This window comes from Mycobacterium sp. 852002-51057_SCH5723018 (genome assembly GCF_001667035.1).
GTDB lineage: Bacteria > Actinomycetota > Actinomycetes > Mycobacteriales > Mycobacteriaceae > Mycobacterium.
Map to the genome: position 1 here is coordinate 59,448 of NZ_LZIR01000098.1, position 17,981 is coordinate 77,428.

At 68.9% G+C, this 17,981-nt stretch carries 19 protein-coding genes; 16 read left to right on the forward strand and 3 right to left on the reverse strand.

Annotated elements, in window-relative coordinates:
- Nucleotides 1–7: 7 nt before the first annotated feature.
- Together A5764_RS21010 and A5764_RS21015 are read right to left on the reverse strand one after the other, a co-directional pair.
- Nucleotides 8–754, reverse strand: coding sequence for a response regulator transcription factor (locus A5764_RS21010; protein ID WP_067116571.1), 747 nt, complete (start codon nt 752–754; stop codon nt 8–10).
- Nucleotides 755–968: 214 nt separating this feature from the next.
- Nucleotides 969–1,205 carry a CsbD family protein gene (locus tag A5764_RS21015; protein WP_067116574.1) on the reverse strand — a complete coding sequence of 79 codons (237 nt, stop codon included), beginning with the start codon at nt 1,203–1,205 and terminating at the stop codon, nt 969–971.
- Between the two features lie 317 nt (nt 1,206–1,522).
- On the opposite strand from A5764_RS21015, the gene pyrH reads away from it, so the two are divergent.
- From pyrH to A5764_RS21055, 8 genes are all read left to right on the forward strand, one after another.
- Nucleotides 1,523–2,356, forward strand: coding sequence for a UMP kinase (gene pyrH / locus A5764_RS21020; protein ID WP_067116577.1), 834 nt, complete (start codon nt 1,523–1,525; stop codon nt 2,354–2,356).
- 15 nt (nt 2,357–2,371) lie between these two features.
- Nucleotides 2,372–2,929 (forward strand): ribosome recycling factor, encoded by a 558-nt coding sequence (frr, locus tag A5764_RS21025; protein ID WP_067116579.1) that lies wholly within the window; start codon nt 2,372–2,374, stop codon nt 2,927–2,929.
- A 31-nt stretch (nt 2,930–2,960) separates the two neighbouring features.
- Complete coding sequence (locus A5764_RS21030) at nt 2,961–3,884, forward strand: phosphatidate cytidylyltransferase (protein WP_067116582.1); 924 nt, start codon at nt 2,961–2,963, stop codon at nt 3,882–3,884.
- 41 nt (nt 3,885–3,925) lie between these two features.
- Nucleotides 3,926–5,020 carry a 23S rRNA (adenine(2503)-C(2))-methyltransferase RlmN gene (gene rlmN, locus A5764_RS21035; RefSeq protein ID WP_067116585.1) on the forward strand — a complete coding sequence of 365 codons (1,095 nt, stop codon included), beginning with the start codon at nt 3,926–3,928 and terminating at the stop codon, nt 5,018–5,020.
- Nucleotides 5,021–5,157: 137 nt separating this feature from the next.
- Nucleotides 5,158–5,667, forward strand: a complete 510-nt coding sequence (locus tag A5764_RS21040) for a protein disulfide oxidoreductase (RefSeq protein ID WP_067116588.1) — start codon at nt 5,158–5,160, stop codon at nt 5,665–5,667.
- A gap of 4 nt (nt 5,668–5,671) precedes the next feature.
- Complete coding sequence (locus A5764_RS21045) at nt 5,672–6,574, forward strand: cytochrome c biogenesis CcdA family protein (RefSeq protein WP_067116591.1); 903 nt, start codon at nt 5,672–5,674, stop codon at nt 6,572–6,574.
- 4 nt (nt 6,575–6,578) lie between these two features.
- Complete coding sequence (locus tag A5764_RS21050; RefSeq protein WP_067116593.1) at nt 6,579–7,091, forward strand: histidine kinase; 513 nt, start codon at nt 6,579–6,581, stop codon at nt 7,089–7,091.
- A 16-nt stretch (nt 7,092–7,107) separates the two neighbouring features.
- Nucleotides 7,108–7,926, forward strand: coding sequence for a DUF4097 family beta strand repeat-containing protein (locus A5764_RS21055; protein WP_067116596.1), 819 nt, complete (start codon nt 7,108–7,110; stop codon nt 7,924–7,926).
- Here A5764_RS21055 and A5764_RS21060 read toward each other — a convergent pair.
- Entirely contained in the window at nt 7,919–8,173 is a 255-nt protein-coding gene (locus A5764_RS21060; protein WP_067116713.1) for a DUF2631 domain-containing protein, read from the reverse strand. The two genes, A5764_RS21055 and A5764_RS21060, sit on opposite strands and share 8 nt — an antisense overlap.
- A 95-nt stretch (nt 8,174–8,268) precedes the next feature.
- Here A5764_RS21060 and dxr point away from each other — a divergent pair, with 95 nt between their 5' ends.
- The 8 genes from dxr to A5764_RS21100 all read left to right on the forward strand — a co-directional run bounded on the left by dxr (nt 8,269) and on the right by A5764_RS21100 (nt 17,975).
- Nucleotides 8,269–9,486, forward strand: coding sequence for a 1-deoxy-D-xylulose-5-phosphate reductoisomerase (gene dxr, locus A5764_RS21065; protein WP_067116599.1), 1,218 nt, complete (start codon nt 8,269–8,271; stop codon nt 9,484–9,486).
- Nucleotides 9,486–10,700: an RIP metalloprotease gene (locus A5764_RS21070; protein WP_067116601.1), complete on the forward strand. Its 1,215-nt coding sequence runs from the start codon at nt 9,486–9,488 to the stop codon at nt 10,698–10,700. The genes dxr and A5764_RS21070 overlap by 1 nt, the downstream gene beginning before the upstream one ends.
- A 23-nt stretch (nt 10,701–10,723) precedes the next feature.
- Nucleotides 10,724–11,872, forward strand: a complete 1,149-nt coding sequence (ispG, locus tag A5764_RS21075) for a flavodoxin-dependent (E)-4-hydroxy-3-methylbut-2-enyl-diphosphate synthase (protein WP_067116604.1) — start codon at nt 10,724–10,726, stop codon at nt 11,870–11,872.
- A 55-nt stretch (nt 11,873–11,927) separates the two neighbouring features.
- Nucleotides 11,928–12,782, forward strand: a complete 855-nt coding sequence (locus A5764_RS21080; protein ID WP_067116606.1) for a GNAT family N-acetyltransferase — start codon at nt 11,928–11,930, stop codon at nt 12,780–12,782.
- 144 nt (nt 12,783–12,926) lie between these two features.
- On the forward strand, nt 12,927–14,744 hold the full coding sequence (locus tag A5764_RS21085) for a penicillin-binding transpeptidase domain-containing protein (RefSeq protein WP_067116609.1): 1,818 nt from the start codon (nt 12,927–12,929) through the stop codon (nt 14,742–14,744).
- A gap of 161 nt (nt 14,745–14,905) precedes the next feature.
- The gene (map, locus tag A5764_RS21090; protein WP_067116716.1) at nt 14,906–15,763 is read left to right on the forward strand and encodes a type I methionyl aminopeptidase; all 858 of its coding nucleotides are present in this window, start codon (nt 14,906–14,908) and stop codon (nt 15,761–15,763) included.
- A 79-nt stretch (nt 15,764–15,842) separates the two neighbouring features.
- Nucleotides 15,843–17,354: a cobyric acid synthase gene (locus tag A5764_RS21095; protein WP_067116614.1), complete on the forward strand. Its 1,512-nt coding sequence runs from the start codon at nt 15,843–15,845 to the stop codon at nt 17,352–17,354.
- A 69-nt stretch (nt 17,355–17,423) separates the two neighbouring features.
- A complete protein-coding gene (locus A5764_RS21100) occupies nt 17,424–17,975 on the forward strand; it encodes an alpha/beta hydrolase (RefSeq protein ID WP_067116617.1) in 552 nt (183 codons plus the stop codon).
- Nucleotides 17,976–17,981 lie beyond the last annotated feature (6 nt).

Consider the following 17,981-nt stretch of genomic DNA (forward strand, 5'->3'; position numbering starts at 1 on the left):
TCAGCCGTCACCGCGCGACCGGATCGGTGGCGGGTCGCGCGGTGGACATCCACACCGGAGTCAGCGTCGACTCGCTGAGGACCCACTCCGGCTGCGGCGGCGTCCCCGCCATGTAGCCGACACCGCGGACGGTGTCGATCATCGATTCGTGTTCGACTCCGAGCTTGGCGCGCAGCCGTCGCACGTGAACGTCCACCGTGCGGACGCGACCGTTGCAGTCATAGCCCCACACCTCGTGCATCAGCCGCGTGCGGGAGAACGCCCGGCCCGCGTGCTGCACAAGGAAATTCAGCAACTTGAACTCGGTGAGCGTCAGGCCCAGGTCGTTGCCGCCCAGCGACGCCGTGAAGCTGGCCGGGTGAAGCCTGAGGTCGCCGAATTTCAGCGTGCCGTCCATGGCGCTGCGCCGTCGCGCGATCGCCAGCCGCAGCCGCGCCTGCAGCTCGTCCGCCCCGGCGGCCGGCAGCAGCACGTCATCGAAGTTCCAGTCAACGTCGACGGCCGCGAAGTCGGCGGGGCCGACCAGGGCCACCACGGCGACTCCGGGCGCGTCGGCCCGCAGTCGGCGGCATACCCGGTGGGCCGCCTCGAGGTCGGTGCGCGCGTCGATGATCGCCACGTCGGCGGCCGCGCGATGCCCGTCGATGTGGTGGGTGAGGGGGACTCGCCGCAGGGTTTGCGTGAACGACTTCAGTGTCGGTAGGGCCGATTCGAAATCGTCTTCATCGGTCAGCAGTACAACGTCCAAAGACATCTCCAAACCTCGTGAGGCTTTGCCATCGCCCCCGACCCCGTAGGCACCTCGCCGGGAGATGTCTGCAGCGCAGCTGGGTACCCGGTTCAGAGCAAACTATGCCAAGTTTATGCCCTCACCTTCGGGCATCAACGCCTTACCGTTGCTCCGACCCGGAAAAGTCGACGGGTCCGGTCCGTTTTTCACGGACCGGACCCATCTTCGCGACAAGCTGCTACTGGTTTTGCCTCTGGCGCTCCTCGGCCGCCTTGGCACCGCCGCGAGCGGCCTCCGCTTCGGCTTCCTTCTTCGCCGCGTCACGCTGCGCTTCGGCCTTGTCCTGCTGGGCCTGGCCCTCGCGGGTGAGGTCGTCGCGACCCGCCACCGCACCGACAGCTTCCTTGACCTTGCCCTTGGCGTCCTCGACGACGCCCTTCACGGCTTCTGCAGGTCCAGAGTTGTTATCCGCCATGGATCCATTCCTCCTCAGTGGCGTAACTGGTTGAGCGATTGCCGCTCAACGCCGACCGACCGAACGATCGGCCTCATTCACACGGCGAGGCTGGTCCTTATTCTCAAGACCGTGATTCGCCGCCCCGCGTTGGCGCGTATTCCCGTTGCCGTCGCCCGCTCAAACATCCGATTGGTACGCCGGCAGCGCCGACGCATGAATCGCCTACTCGCAGATAATGCACCCCGCCGGGCCCATATTGTGCTGCGATGAGGCAGGATGTGAAATGCCGTTCCGGACGAGGTCGCCCGGGATGGCGCTTGCATGCGAGGAGTCTGATGACAGAGTCCAGCGAGGCCCGAGTCGCCGACGTGGCGGCTCCGCAGCCGGAGCCGACCAAAAGCGGCAACAGCGTCCCGGCGTCCGCACCGGAGACCGGGCACGCTCCCGGCCAGCCGCGGAGCGGATCCAAGTATTCGAGGGTGCTGCTCAAGCTCGGCGGCGAGATGTTCGGCGGCGGTCAGGTCGGGTTGGATCCCGACGTCGTGGCCCAGGTCGCCCGCCAGATCGCCGAGGTGGTCCGCGACGGCGTGCAGGTCGCCGTGGTGATCGGGGGCGGCAACTTCTTCCGCGGTGCCCAGCTGCAGCAGCGCGGCATGGAGCGCACCCGCTCCGACTACATGGGCATGCTCGGCACCGTCATGAACAGCCTCGCGCTGCAGGACTTCCTGGAAAAGGAAGGCATCGTGACCCGGGTCCAGACCGCGATCACGATGGGCCAGGTCGCGGAGCCCTACCTGCCGCTGCGCGCCGTTCGCCACCTGGAGAAGGGCCGGGTGGTGATCTTCGGCGCCGGCATGGGCCTGCCCTACTTCTCCACGGACACCACGGCCGCCCAGCGCGCGCTGGAGATCGGCGCGGAGGTGGTCTTGATGGCCAAGGCGGTCGACGGCGTGTTTTCCGAGGATCCGCGGCAAAACCCGGAGGCCGAGCTGCTCACCGCGATCAGCCATCGTGAGGTGATCGACCGCGGTCTGCGAGTGGCCGATGCCACGGCATTCAGCCTGTGCATGGACAATGGCATGCCGATCCTGGTGTTCAACCTGTTGACCAATGGGAATATCGCCCGCGCGGTCGCCGGTGAGAAGATCGGGACACTGGTCACCACCTGAGGGGAAGACGCGCAAATGATCGACGAGGCTCTCTTCGATGCCGAAGAGAAAATGGAGAAGGCCGTGGCGGTGGCCCGTGACGACTTGGCGACCATTCGAACCGGCCGCGCGAACCCGGGCATGTTTTCCCGGATCACGATCGACTACTACGGCACCAGCACCCCGATCACCCAGCTGGCCAGCATCAATGTCCCCGAGGCGCGGCTTGTGGTCATCAAGCCCTACGAGGCCAATCAGCTGCACGCGATCGAGACCGCGATCCGCAACTCCGAGCTCGGGGTCAATCCCACCAACGACGGCACCTTGATCCGGGTGGCCGTGCCGCAGCTCACCGAGGAGCGCCGGCGGGATCTGGTCAAGCAGGCCAAGCACAAGGGCGAGGAAGCCCGGGTTTCGGTGCGCAACATCCGTCGCAAGGCGATGGAGGAGCTGCACCGCATCCGCAAGGACGGCGAGGCCGGCGAGGATGAGGTGGGCCGGGCGGAAAAGGATCTGGACAAGACCACCCATCAGTACGTCACCCAGATCGATGAGCTGGTAAAGCACAAAGAAGGCGAGCTGCTGGAGGTCTAGCGGCCGATCAGCAGCTAACTCGTTCAGGTCAGTGGCGACTACCGGCGCAGCCACCCCGCCCGACGAGCCCGCGCGCGGATCCAAGGAGACGGTGCAGGAACCGGCCAAGAAGACGTCCCGGGCCGGCCGCGACCTGCGCGCCGCGATCGCGGTGGGTGTGGGCATCGGCAGCGTTCTCGTCGTGACGCTGCTGTTCGCCCCCCGCTTTTGGGTCGCCCTCGTCGCGGCGGCCATATTGGTGGCCAGCCACGAGGTGGTGCGGCGGCTGCGCGAGGCGGGCTACGTCATCCCGGTCATCCCGCTGCTGGTCGGTGGGCAGGTGACCGTCTGGCTGACCTGGCCGTTCCACGCCGCGGGCGCGCTGGCCGGGTTCGGCGGCACGGTGGTGGTGTGCAACTTCTGGCGGCTGTTCATGCAGGACAACAGCAAACGGACCGAGCCGTTCGCCGGTTCGCCGTCGGCGAACTACCTGCGGGACGCGTCGGCCACCGTTTTCCTGGCCGCCTGGGTGCCGCTGTTCGCGTCCTTCGGCGCCTTGCTGGTGTACCCGCACGACGGCGCCGGGCGGGTGTTCTGCCTGATGGTCACCGTTGTCGCCTCCGATGTGGGCGGCTACGCGGTGGGCGTGCTGTTCGGCAAGCACCCGATGGTCCCGGCGATCAGCCCGAAGAAGTCCTGGGAGGGATTCGCCGGGTCGCTGGTGTTCGGGATCACGGCCGCGATCCTGACCGCGACCTTCCTGGCGGAAAAGCCGCCGTGGATCGGTGCCGTGCTGGGTGTCGTCCTCGTGCTGACCTGCACGCTGGGCGACCTGGTGGAGTCCCAGGTCAAACGCGACCTCGGGATCAAGGACATGGGCCGGCTGCTGCCCGGCCACGGCGGCCTGATGGACCGGCTCGACGGGGTACTTCCGTCGGCCGTCGCTGCCTGGACGGTGCTGACGCTGCTTCCCTAGATTTTTCGGGGTGCCCTGACAGGACGGATACTGGACAGGTCATGGCCCAACAGTTGGTTTTCTCCGAGCCCCGCCGCAACAGGCCGCCGCGACACCTGGCCGATCTCGACGCGGCGGGCCGCGCGTCGGCCGTCGCCGAGCTGGGTTTGCCTCCGTTTCGCGCCAGGCAGCTCGCGCACCAGTACTACGGACGGCTGATCGCCGATCCCCAAGCGATGACGGACCTACCGGCGTCGGTGCGCTCGGCCATCGCCGAGGCGATGTTTCCCGACCTACTCACCGCCGCCGCCGAGGTGAGCTGTGATGCCGGCCAAACCCGAAAGACGTTGTGGCGCGCCATCGATGGCGCCACCGTCGAGTCGGTGCTGATGCGTTATCCGCAACGCAACACGGTGTGCATTTCGTCGCAGGCCGGTTGCGGCATGGCCTGCCCGTTCTGTGCCACCGGCCAGGGCGGGCTGACCCGCAACCTGTCCACGGCCGAGATTCTCGAACAGGTGCGGGCGGCCGCCGCGGCCCTGCGCGACGACTTCGGTGATCGGCTGTCGAACGTGGTTTTCATGGGCATGGGGGAGCCGCTGGCCAATTACGCCCGGGTGGTGGCCGCGGTGCAGCGCATCACCGAACCGCCGCCCGACGGCTTCGGCATTTCGGGCCGCTCGGTGACGGTGTCGACGGTGGGCCTGGTTCCGGCGATCCGCAAACTCGCCGACGAAGGGCTGGGGGTGACCCTGGCGCTCTCGTTGCACGCGCCCGACGACGAGCTGCGCGACACGCTGGTCCCGGTCAACACCCGGTGGAAGCTCGGGGAGGCTCTGGACGCGGCCCGGTATTACGCCGACGTGACCGGTCGCCGGGTCTCGGTCGAATACGCGTTGATCCGCGACGTGAACGACCAGCCCTGGCGGGCCGACCTGCTGGGTAAGCGGCTGCATCGGGCGCTCGGGCAGCTGGTGCATGTGAACCTGATCCCGCTCAACCCGACGCCGGGCAGTGATTGGGACGCCAGCCCGAAGGCGGTGGAGCGGGAATTCGTGCGGCGAGTCCGCTCCAAAGGGGTGTCGTGCACGGTGCGCGATACGCGGGGTCGTGAGATCAGCGCCGCCTGCGGACAGCTGGCCGCCGAAGGCGGGTAGCAGCCGCGCCGAACGTGCAGCCGTTGCGAAAAACTCGCGAAAAACTCGCAATGGCTGCACGTTCGGCGAGCCGTCGGCTGAACCGCGGAGGCGATTCGAACGTCGTAAAGGCATAACACCAGCAAACGAGGTGAGCCATGATTGTTCGCTTGTTGTCTCCATTGAAATTCTTTGCCGCCGCGGTGTTCGCGGCTGCCCTGATATTCGGTCTGGCCGAACCGCCCCGGGCGGCGGCCGCCGACGATCGCATGCAGTTCACCGCAACCACGCTCAGCGGTGCGCCGTTCAACGGCGCCAGTCTGCAGGGAAAGCCCGCGGTGCTGTGGTTCTGGACGCCGTGGTGCCCGTTCTGCAACGCCGAGGCCCCCGGCGTCAGCCAGGTGGCGGCCGCTAATCCGCGTGTCACGTTCGTCGGTGTCGCCGCGCACTCCGACGTTGGCGCGATGCAGAACTTCGTCTCCAAGTACGGCCTGAACTTCACCACCCTCAACGACGCGGACGGCTCGATCTGGGCCCGTTACAACGTGCCGTGGCAGCCGGCGTGGGTGTTTTATCGGCCCGACGGCAGCTCGACGTTCGTCAACAACCCGACCTCGGCGATGTCACAGCAGGAGCTGTCCGGCCGGGTCGCCGCGCTGGCGTCCTGACGCCGTGGATCGGGGTCTCGTCGGTCTGGCCTTCGCCGCCGGATTGGTCGCGGCCCTCAACCCGTGCGGCTTTGCGATGCTGCCGGCGTACCTCCTCCTCGTGGTGCGCGGGCAGCAAGCCCGCGAGCGGGCCGGACTGGCCGCGCTCGGCCGGGCGCTGGCCGCCACCATCGGGATGGCGCTCGGCTTTTTGACGGTGTTCGGATTGTTCGGCGCGCTGACCATATCGGCGGCCACAACGGTGCAGCGGTACCTGCCGTACGGCACCGCGGTGATCGGCATTATCCTTGTGGCGCTTGGGGTTTGGCTGCTGTCGGGTCGGGAGTTGGCGGCCCTGACACCCCGGTCGCTCGGCCCGCGCTGGGCGCCGGATGCGCGGCTGGTGTCGATGTACTCCTATGGCGTCAGCTACGCGATCGCCTCGCTGTCGTGCACCGTCGGGCCGTTCCTGGCGGTCACCGCCGCCGGTTTCCGTGCCGGATCGGTTCTCACGGGCGCGTCGATCTACCTCGCCTACGTCGCGGGCCTGAGCCTGGTCGTGGGGGTGCTGGCGATCGCCGCGGCGACGGCCACTTCGGCGATGGCCGACCGATTCCGGCGAGCCCTGCCGTTCGTCAACCGGATCGGTGGTGCGCTGCTGGTGCTGGTCGGGCTGTACGTCGCCTATTACGGCGTCTACGAGGTGCGCCTCTTCAGCGCCCAGGCGAACCCCCACGATGCCGTGATTGCCGCGGCGGGCCGGCTTCAGGGGGCGCTGGCCGGGTGGGTGCACCAGCACGGCGCTTGGCCGTGGGCGGTTGCGCTGGTGGTGGTAGCCGTCGGCGCGTTCGGGGGCGCGTGGTACCGCCGGGCCCGCCGCCAGCACCATCGCGACACTTGCGGTGACGTCAAGATAGTGTCACCATGACACCATGGATCTGCAGCCCTACGTCGACGCCGTCCGCCACGAGCTGACCGTCGCCGCGGCGGCCGGCGGCGCGGAGGCCCAAGAGCTGGCCGAGCGGCTGAGCGCCCCCTTGGAGTCGGCCATGCGGCTGGCACTGCTAGAGGCCGTGTCGGCCGCGGCCGAAGAGATCACCCGTGAGCTGGCGCCGCGGTCGGTGGAGGTGCGGCTGCGCGGCCGTGATCCGGAGTTCATCGTCACCGCTGCGCTCGACGAAGCGCCCGACGAGGACGCGGTTGTCGCGCAGTACGACGACGACGGCGGCACCTGGCGGGTCACGCTGCGGCTGCCCGCGGGCCTCCGGCCGGGCGTCGAGGCGGCCGCTCGTCGCGAAGGGGCGTCGTTGAACTCCTGGCTGGTGCGCGCCGCCGCGGTGGCCAGTCAGGGGGCCAGTCAGGGGGCCGCCAATGGCAACGCCAAGTCCGACGCCGGTCGACCCGCACGTACCTCCGCCCACCGCGTGACCGGCTGGGTCCGCTGACACCGAGGAGAAACGCATGCCTACCTTTGCCACCCCAGAGCCGATCGCGGTGCGAATCGACGCCATCGAAGGCTCGATCCGGCTCGTGGCCACCGACCGCGCAGACACCGTGGTACAGGTCCTGCCTCGCGATTTTTCCCGGGATTCCGACGTCTGGGCCTCCGAGCACACGCGGGTGGACTTTCGCGACGGCAAGCTCGTCGTCTCGGGCGCCAAACGGGGCCTGGCGTTCTTTCGGAACTGCGCCACCGACGTCGAGATCGCGCTGCCGGCACGCTCGCGGTTGCAGGCATCGCTTGGGTCGGCCGATCTGCGCGCCGCGGGTGAGTTCCGCGACGTTCGGATCGCGACGGCCAGCGGAGATGTCCAGATCGACGCCGTGACCGGAAACATCAAGGCGACCAACTCGTCCGGCTCGTTCACCGTGCACACCGTCCACGGGAACGCTTGGATCGCCACCGCTTCCGGCGAGGTCAGCGTCGGGGAGCTGGACGGCGACCTCAAGTTCAAGGCCGCCGGCGGCTCCCTGACCGTCCGCCGGCTGAGCGGACACCTCAAGGCGCACACCGCGTCGGGATCGGTCGAGGTGGCTGCCGCCGTTCGTGGCGGCGTGTCCGCCCACACCAGCAGCGGCGAGGTCACGGTCGGCGTTGCCGAGGGCACCGCGGCAAGGCTGGACATCGTCACCGGATCCGGCGCCGTCAGCAATGACCTGCAGGCGTCGGACGGGCCGCATCAGGGCGACGAAACCCTCGTGCTTCAGGTGCGCAGCGGCTCCGGGGATGTGAGCGTCCGGCGGGCGAACCCGGCGCGCGAAACCGTGCCCGCTACCTGATCCAGCCGCGCCGGCGGCCCCACCAGTCGCGGCCCAGGGCGAAGAGCGTGAGGACGGCGAATGCGATCAGGAACCAGTTCTCGACATGGCCGACGTGGTTGCCGCGCAGCATCGCCAGCAGAAATATGACGATGACCACCCCGGTGATGTGCCAGGTGCGGATGTTGATCTTGCTCCACCCCCAGGCTGCCGACGGCACCTCGGCGACGTCGACGCCGTTGTAGTGCTCCACCTCGGTACTGGCCACGGCGAATCCCTTTCGGATCGGATCGGCTGGTATCCAAGATTCTGGCATACCGGCCGCGAGACCCTCGGCGTCGCCGAGCGGGGCACAATAGGTGAGTGAGCAACCCCACCGCCGAGCGCCGCCTGCGCGTGCTGGTGCTGGGCAGCACCGGTTCCATCGGTACCCAGGCGCTGCAGGTCATCGCGGCCAATCCGGACCGCTTCGAGGTCGTCGGGCTGGCCGCCGGGGGCGCGAACGTGGACACCCTGGTGCGCCAGCGCGCCGAGACCGGGGTCACCAACATCGCCGTCGCCGACGAGCGGGCGGCGCAGCGGGTCGACGAAATCGGGGGGGTCACCTTTTGCGGTCCCGACGCGGCCACCCGGCTGGTCGAGGAGACCGAGGCCGACGTCGTGCTCAACGCGCTGGTCGGGGCGCTGGGACTGCGACCGACGCTGGCCGCGCTTGCCTCCGGCGCCCGGCTGGCGCTGGCCAACAAGGAATCGCTGGTTGCCGGGGGTCCGCTGGTGCTGCGGGCGGCACGGCCGGGCCAGATCGTGCCCGTCGACTCCGAGCACTCCGCCCTGGCCCAGTGCCTGCGCGGCGGCACCCCCGACGAGGTCGCCAAGCTGGTGCTGACCGCCTCCGGCGGGCCGTTCCGCGGCTGGTCGGCGGCCGACCTCGAGCACGTCACCCCCGAGCAGGCCGGCGCCCACCCCACATGGTCGATGGGCCCGATGAACACGCTGAACTCGGCGTCGCTGGTCAACAAGGGGCTGGAGCTCATCGAGACGCACCTGCTGTTCGGCATCGCGTACGACCGGATCGAGGTCGTGGTGCACCCGCAGTCAATTGTTCATTCGATGGTCACCTTCGTCGACGGCTCGACGATCGCCCAGGCCAGCCCCCCGGACATGAAGCTGCCCATCGCGTTGGCCCTGGGCTGGCCCCGCCGGGTTCCGGGCGCGGCGGCGAGCTGCGACTTCAGCACCGCCGCCAGCTGGGAATTCGAGCCGCTGGACAGCGACGTTTTCCCCGCCGTCGAGCTGGCCCGGCACGCCGGGGTGACCGGCGGCTGCATGACCGCGGTCTACAACGCCGCGAACGAAGAGGCGGCGGCGGCCTTCCTGGCGGGTCGGATCGGTTTCCCCGACATCGTCAAAACCATCGCCCACGTGCTGAGCGCCGCCGACCAATGGGCCGCATCACCCGCTACCGTGGATGAGGTACTGGACGCGCAACGCTGGGCACGGGAGCGGGCGCAGCGCGCGGTCGCCAGTGCGGGCCCCGCCAAGGGTTCCGGAATGGTATCCAGAAAGGTCTTTAGCGCCTGATGATGTTCGCAATCGGCATTGTGCTGTTCGCGCTCGCCATCCTTATCTCGGTGGCCCTGCACGAGTGCGGCCACATGTGGGTCGCCCGCGCGACCGGCATGAAGGTGCGCCGCTATTTCGTCGGCTTCGGCCCCACGCTGTGGTCAACCCGGCGCGGTGAGACCCAGTACGGCGTCAAGGCCGTGCCGCTGGGCGGCTTCTGCGATATCGCCGGCATGACCCCGGTCGAGGACCTGGCGCCCGACGAGGCTGACCGCGCGATGTACAAGCAGGCGACCTGGAAGCGGGTGGCGACGCTGTTCGCCGGCCCCGGCATGAACTTCGTCATCTGCCTGGTGCTGATTTACGGCATCGCGCTGGTCTGGGGGCTGCCCAACCTGCACCCGCCCACCAAGGCCATCGTCGGCGAAACCGCTTGCGTCGCACCCGAAGTCGCGCCCGGCAAGGTCGGCAACTGCTCCGGGGCAGGCCCGGCGGCGCTGGCCGGGATCCGCCCCGGCGACGTCGTCGTCAAGGTGGGCGACACCCCGGTGTCCACCTTCGACGACATGGCGGCGGCCGTCCGCAAGCTGCATGGCACCGTTCCCGTGGTCGTCGAGCGCAACGGCGCCGCCATCACCACCTACGTCGACGTCACGCCCACCCAACGCTTTCTCACCAAGGGCCAGGGCGGCCAACCCGAGGCGGCCACGGTCGGCGCCATCGGCGTCGGTGCCGTCAGGGTCGCGCCCACTCACTACAACGTCCTCTCGGCAATACCGGCCACCTTTGCCTTCGCCGGCGAGCTGACAGTCGAGGTGGGCAAGGCGCTGGTCACGATCCCGACCAAGGTCGGGGCGCTGGTGCATGCGATCGGCGGCGGGCAACGCGACCCGCAGACGCCGATGAGCGTGGTGGGGGCCAGCATCATCGGCGGTGACACCGTCGACCACGGCCTGTGGGTGGCGTTCTGGTTCTTTTTGGCCCAGCTGAACCTCATCCTGGGCGCGATCAACCTGGTGCCGCTGCTGCCCTTCGACGGCGGCCACATCGCCATCGCGGTATTCGAGAGGATCCGCAACCTGATCCGGTCGGCCCGTGGCATGGTCGCGGCGGCGCCGGTGAACTACCTGAAGCTCATGCCCGCCACGTACGTGGTGTTGGTCTTCGTGGTCGGCTACATGCTGCTGACCGTGACCGCCGACCTGGTGAACCCGATCAGGCTGTTCCAGTGAGTACGGGATCCGTCGGACTGGGGATGCCGAAGCCGCCGGCGCCCACGCTGGCCCCCCGGCGCAAAACGCGGCAGCTGATGGTCGCGGACGTCGGGGTGGGCAGCGAGTATCCGATTTCGGTGCAGTCGATGTGCACCACCAAGACGCACGACGTCAACTCGACGCTGCAGCAGATCGCCGAGCTCACCGCCGCAGGCTGCGACATCGTCCGGGTGGCCTGCCCGCGCCAGGAGGACGCCGACGCGCTGGCCGAGATCGCCCGGCACAGCCAGATCCCGGTGATCGCCGACATTCACTTCCAGCCGAAGTACATCTTCGCCGCCATCGACGCCGGGTGCGCCGCGGTGCGGGTAAACCCCGGCAACATCAAGGAATTCGACGGCCGGGTCGGCGAGGTCGCCAAGGCCGCCGCCGCGGCCGGCATCCCGATCCGCATCGGCGTCAACGCCGGCTCGCTGGACAAGCGCTTCATGGAGAAGTACGGCAAGGCCACCCCCGAGGCGCTGGTCGAATCCGCGCTGTGGGAGGCCTCGCTGTTCGAGGAGCACGGGTTCGGCGACATCAAGATCAGCGTCAAGCACAACGACCCCGTCGTGATGGTCGCCGCCTACGAGCAGCTGGCCGCCCAATGCGATTACCCCCTGCACCTCGGCGTCACCGAGGCCGGTCCCGCGTTCCAGGGCACCATCAAGTCCGCGGTGGCCTTCGGCGCGCTGTTGTCGCGGGGTATCGGTGACACCATCCGGGTGTCGCTGTCGGCGCCGCCGGTCGAGGAGGTCAAGGTCGGCACTCAGATTCTGGAGTCGCTGAACCTGCGGCCGCGGTCGCTCGAGATCGTGTCCTGCCCGTCGTGCGGTCGCGCCCAGGTCGACGTCTACACGCTGGCCAACGAGGTCACCGCCGGCCTGGACGGTCTCGACGTGCCGCTGCGGGTCGCCGTGATGGGCTGCGTCGTCAACGGTCCCGGCGAGGCCCGCGAGGCCGACCTGGGCGTGGCGTCGGGAAATGGCAAGGGGCAGATCTTCGTTCGCGGCGAAGTGATCAAGACGGTGCCCGAGGCGCAAATCGTAGAGACGCTGATCGAGGAGGCCATGCGGCTCGCCGCGGAGCAGGGCAGCGATCACGGTCCGGGAACAGAAACGAGCGGTTCGCCTATTGTGACCGTAAGCTGATAGGGCCAGTTCGCTTCTGCTGGTCTTCAGTTCGCACCACAGAGAGTCTCGCCAGATGTCGGCTCCGCCACTCTTTCGCCTAGTCGGCGAGCGGCGGGTGTCTGTGGTGCGCGACGCCGCCGCCGTTTGGCGGGTGTTCGAAGACGACCCGGTCGGTTCCTGCATGGTTGCGGCCCGCGTCGCTGACCACGGCATCGAACCCAATTCGATCGGCGGGGAGCTGTGGACTCGCCGCGGCCCGGAGGAGTCGCTGTGCTTCGCCGGCGCCAATCTGATCCCGCTGCGCGGCGGACCGGCCGACCTGACCGCCTTCGCCGACGAGGCGATGAGCGGAACGCGGCGCTGTTCGTCGCTGGTGGGCAGGGCCGACCTGGTGATGCCGATGTGGGAGCGGCTCGAGCCGGCGTGGGGTCCGGCGCGTGACGTGCGCGACAACCAGCCGCTGATGGCGCTCACCAGGCACCCGAACTGCGACATCGATCCCGAAGTGCGTCAGGTCCGGCCCGACGAGCTGGACGCCTATCTCGTAGCCGCCGTCGACATGTTCATCGGGGAGGTGGGCGTCGACCCGCGGCTCGGTGACGGCGGTCGCGGCTATCGCCGACGGGTGGCCAGCCTGATCGCGGCGGGGCGGGCCTGGGCGCGCTTCGAGCACGGGCAGGTCGTCTTCAAGGCCGAAGTGGGGTCGCAATCTCCCGGGGTCGGCCAGATCCAAGGGGTTTGGGTGCACCCGGAGTGGCGCGGCCTGGGCCTGGGCACCGCCGGCACCGCGACGGTGGCCGCCGTCACCGTCGGCAGCGGACGGATCGCCAGCCTTTACGTGAACGACTTCAACACCGTCGCGCGCGCCGCCTACGCCCGCGTGGGCTTCACCGAGGTCGGCACGTTCGCCACGGTGCTGCTGGACTGATCCGCGAAGGTGCGGCTGGCCGCACGCTAGGCACCCAAAGTGCGGCTGGCCGCACAGTCGGGGCCGCGCCCTATCTGCCCATAACGGTCGGGTCTCGGTGTGTCGGCGCTGGTGTTGGGCTCGCAGTTCTTAACATCAGCAACGATGGCAACAAAAAGAACATTAGCCTCATGCGTCTTGAGTTTGCTGCTGGTCGGGGTCATCGCCCTGTCCGGGTGCACGCCTCGACCGGAGGGCCCCGGGCCGGCCGCCGAAAAGTACCTGCGCGCCTTGTCCATCGGCGACACCGCGACGGCCGCCCAGCTCAGCGACAACCCCAACGAAGCCCGCGAGGCGCTCAACGCCGCGTGGGCGGGGCTGCAGGCCACCCACCTCGATGCGCAGATCCTCAGCTCCAAGTACGCCGAGGACACCGGCACGGTCAACTACCGCTTCACCTGGCACCTGCCGAAGAACCGGACGTGGAGCTACGACGGGCAGCTGAAGATGGCCCGCGACGAGGGGCGCTGGGAGGTCCGGTGGGCCACCACCGGCCTGCACCCCAAGCTGGGTGAGCACCAGACGTTCGCGTTGCGCTCCGATCCGCCGCGGCGCGCCTCGGTGAACGAACTCGGCGGCAGCGACGTGCTGGCCCCGGGCTACCTGTACCACTACACGCTCGACGCCACCCAGGCCGGGCCGGCGCTGATCGGGACGACGCACGCGATCGTCGACGTGTTGCGGCCCTTCAACAACACGCTCGTGGACCCGCAGCTGCTCGCAGAGCAGGCCACCTCGGCCCCCCATCCGCTGGACCTGGGCGTCACGCTGCAGCCCGACGACAACGACAAGGTCTTCCCGGCGATCGGAAGACTGCCCGGCATCGTGATCACCCCCCAGGCCGAAATGCTGCCGACCGACCCGCATTTCGCGCCGGCCGTCATCAACGCGGTGAAGAAGGCCGTGATGGACCAGCTCGACGGCCAGGCGGGGTGGCGGGTGGTCAGCGTCAACCAGAACGGCGTCGACGTCGCCGTGCTTCAGGAAATCGAGGGCTCGCCGGCGCCGTCGGTGTCGATCACCTTGGACCGGGCCGTGCAAAACGCCGCTCAGCGCGCGGTGGACACCCGCGGCGGCAAGGCGATGATCGTTGTGATCAAGCCGTCGACCGGGGAGATCCTGGCGATCGCGCAGAACAAGGGCGCCGACGCCGACGGCCTGCTCGCCACCACCGGCCTGTTCCCGCCCGGGTCGACATTCAAGATGATCACCGCCGGCGCCGCCGTCGACCGCGACATGGCCACGCCCAACACGATGCTGGGCTGCCCCGGCCACATCGACATCGGGCACCGGACCATTCCCAACTATGGCGGCTTCGACCTGGGCGTGGTGTCGATGTCGCGCGCGTTCGCCAGTTCCTGCAACACCACGTTCGCCGAGCTGAGCAGCAGGATGCCGCCGCGCGGCCTGACGCAGGCGGCCAACCGCTACGGGATCGGTCTGGACTACCAGGTGGACGGCATCACCACCGTGACCGGGTCGGTGCCGCCGACGGTGGACCTGGCCGAGCGCACCGAGGACGGCTTCGGCCAGGGCAAGGTGCTGGCCAGCCCCTTCGGCATGGCCTTGGTCGCCGCCACCGTAGCCGCCGGGAAGACCCCGGTGCCGCAGCTGATCGCCGGGCGGCCGACGACGGTCGACGGCGACAACACGCCGATCTCGGAGAAGATGATCGGCGCGCTGCGGCCGATGATGCGGCTGGTGGTGACCAACGGGACCGCCAAGGAGATCTCCGGCTGCTGCGGCGAGATATACGCGAAGACCGGTGAGGCCGAGTTCCCCGGCGGCTCGCACTCCTGGTTCGCCGGGTACCGCGGCGACCTGGCGTTCGCGGCGCTGATCGTCGGGGGCGGCAGCTCGGAATACGCGGTCCGGATGACCAAGGTGATGTTCGAATCGCTGCCCCGGGACTACCTCGCTTAGCGTGGGTCTGGCCCTGCCGCAGCGTTGCGTGTGCGGTGACGGCTTTGCGTGTGCGCTGACGGCGGGGAATGTGAACAGGTGGCGACCCACGCTCACACTCAAAGCCGCCGATTCACACGCGAGGCTGAGCCGGCGCTGCGCGCGCGATTATGCTGGTCGCCATGCCTGCTCGGACCGCGCTTTCCCCCGGAGTGATCTCCCCGACGCTGCCGGTGCCCGGCCGCATCGAGCGTCCGGAATATGTCGGCAAGCCGACGGCCCGGGAAGGCAGCGAACCGTGGGTGCAGACGCCTGATGTGATCGAGAAGATGCGCGTGGCCGGCCGGATCGCGGCCGGCGCGCTGGCCGAAGCGGGCAAGGCGGTGGCGCCCGGGGTGACCACCGACGAGCTGGACCGGATCGCCCACGAGTACATGATCGACAACGGCGCCTACCCCTCGACGCTGGGCTACAAGGGATTCCCGAAGTCGTGCTGCACGTCGCTCAACGAAGTCATCTGCCACGGCATCCCCGACTCGACCGTGATCGAAGACGGGGACATCGTCAACATCGACGTCACCGCCTACATCGACGGGGTGCACGGCGACACCAACGCCACGTTCCTGGCCGGCGACGTCTCCGAGGAGCACCGGCTGTTGGTGGAGCGGACCCGCGAGGCCACCACGCGCGCCATCAACGCCGTCAAACCCGGGCGGGCGCTGTCGGTCGTGGGCCGCGTCATCGAGTCCTATGCAAACCGTTTCGGGTACAACGTCGTTCGTGACTTCACCGGCCACGGCGTCGGCACCACGTTCCACAACGGGCTGGTCGTGCTGCACTACGACCAGCCCGCCGTTTCGACCATCATGCAGCCGGGCATGACGTTCACCATCGAACCGATGATCAACCTCGGCGCGCTGGACTACGAGATCTGGGACGACGGCTGGACGGTGGTCACCAAGGACCGCAAATGGACCGCGCAGTTCGAGCACACGTTGCTGGTCACCGACAGCGGCGTCGAGATCCTGACTCAGCTGTGAGGCTTTCGGCGCGAGCAGACATAAAAGCCCCTATTTGGGCCCCACATTGGGGGCTTTTGCGTCTGCTCGCCACAAAAAGGTGAGTGGCGCGCTGCTGGTCGCGGGCACCAGCTCCGACGCCGGGAAATCGGTGGTGGTGGCTGGCCTGTGCCGGTTGTTGGCGCGCAAGGGGATTCGCGTGGCGCCGTTCAAGGCGCAGAACATGTCCAACAACTCGGTGGTCACCGTCGAAGGCGGCGAGATCGGCCGCGCCCAGGCGATCCAGGCGCGGGCGGCGGGGCTCGAGCCCAGCGTGCGATTCAACCCGATCCTGCTCAAGCCCGGCAGCGACCGGTCCGCCCAGCTGGTGATCCGCGGCCGGGTCGCCGAATCCGTCACCGCCGCGGGCTATGTGAACCATCGCGACCGGCTCGCCGGCATCGTCGGAGACGAATTGTCATCCCTGCGCGCCGAATTCGAAGCGGTGATCTGCGAGGGAGCCGGTTCGCCGGCCGAGATCAACTTGCGTGCAACCGATCTGGCGAACATGGGATTGGCCCGCGCGGCAAACCTGCCGGTGATCCTGGTCGGCGACATCGACCGCGGCGGCCTGCTCGCCCACCTGTTCGGCACCGTCGCGGTGCTCGAGCCCGAGGACCAAGCGCTGATCGCAGGCTTCGTCGTCAACAAATTCCGCGGCGACCCGGCGCTGCTCGAACCCGGGCTCAAGCAGCTGCACGCCATGACCGGCCGCCCGACCTACGGGGTCGTGCCCTACGCCGACGAGCTGTGGCTGGACGCCGAGGACTCGCTGTCGGTGGTCGCCCACCGCGTGGTCGGCACGCCCGCCCCGCCGCGCGGCGACGAGTGGCTGCGGGTGGCCGCGGTCCGGCTGCCCCGGATCTCGAACTCCACCGACGTCGAGGCCCTGGCCTGCGAGCCCGGCGTGCTGGTGCGCTGGATCACCGACCCCGCCGATCTGGCCGACGCCGACCTGATCGTGCTTCCGGGCAGTAAGGCCACCGTCGCCGACCTGTCCTGGCTGCGCGATCGCGGCCTGGCCGGCGCCATCGCCGAGCGTGCCCGGGCCGGCAAGTCGGTGCTGGGCATTTGCGGCGGACTGCAGATGCTCTGCCGGCGCATCGAGGACACGGTCGAATCGGGCGCGGGGGAGGTCGCCGGGCTCGGCCTGCTCGACGCCGACGTCGCCTTCGCGGAGGCCAAGGTGCTGCGCCGTTGGCAGCGGCCGCACGACGGCCCTCTGTCAGGCTACGAAATCCATCATGGGCGGCTCTCCCGGTGCGCCGAGGAGACCTGGTTCGCGGCCGACTCGCAGCCGCAGGGCATCCTGCGCGGCGCGGTGTTCGGCACCCATTGGCACGGCCTGCTCGACAACGACGACTTCCGTCGCGCATGGCTCGCCCGCGTCGCCGAGGCGGCCGGCCGCACCGGATTCGTGGTCGGCGAGACCAACGTCGCCGCGCGCCGCGATGCCCAACTCGATCTGATCGCCGACCTGCTGGCGGCCCACCTCGACGTCGACACCGTCCTCGGGCTGCTCGACGGGCCACCGCCGCGGCGACCCCGTATCGCAACCGGGTTGCGGCCGTAGGCGGAGCTGGCGAGCGGCGGAAGCCTCGCGCGCGCAGGCCATTGCCTGTAGCGTGCGTGAGTGTCCTCCATGATGACCACGCTCGACGGGTTTCCTGTCCCGGTGGCCGTAGCCGGCCCGGAGAACGGCATTGTCGTCGTCATACTGGGCGACGGTCAGCGTGCGCCGGTCGCCTATGACGCGGTGTGCGAGCGGCTGCATACCGCATCGCTTCGCACCGTCGTCATCGGCCACCATGAGCGGCTCACCCCCAAGTCCGTCGTCGGCATCCTCGATGCTTTGGGCATCGGCTGGGCCGTCGTCGTCGGCGACCGCGCCGGCGGTGAGCTCGCCTGGGAACTCGCGGCAACCAAGCTGGGCCGGTTTGTCGGGCTGGTGGTGATCGACCGCGGACATCCGCAGGTGGCCGACCCCAAGGGTGTGGTTCAGGACGAACACTGCCCCCCGGTGGAGATCGGCACCACCGTGCTGGTCAGCTCCGCGGCGGCTCGGTCGGTGGCGCGGGCCAGCCAGCGGTTCGTGTACGCCGAATACCGCCTGGTCGAGCTGGGCCGGCGCAACGTGCAGGAGTCGACCGCGCAGTTGGCGGCCGAGATCGTCTTGCGCACCAGCACCTGGTAGCTGGTC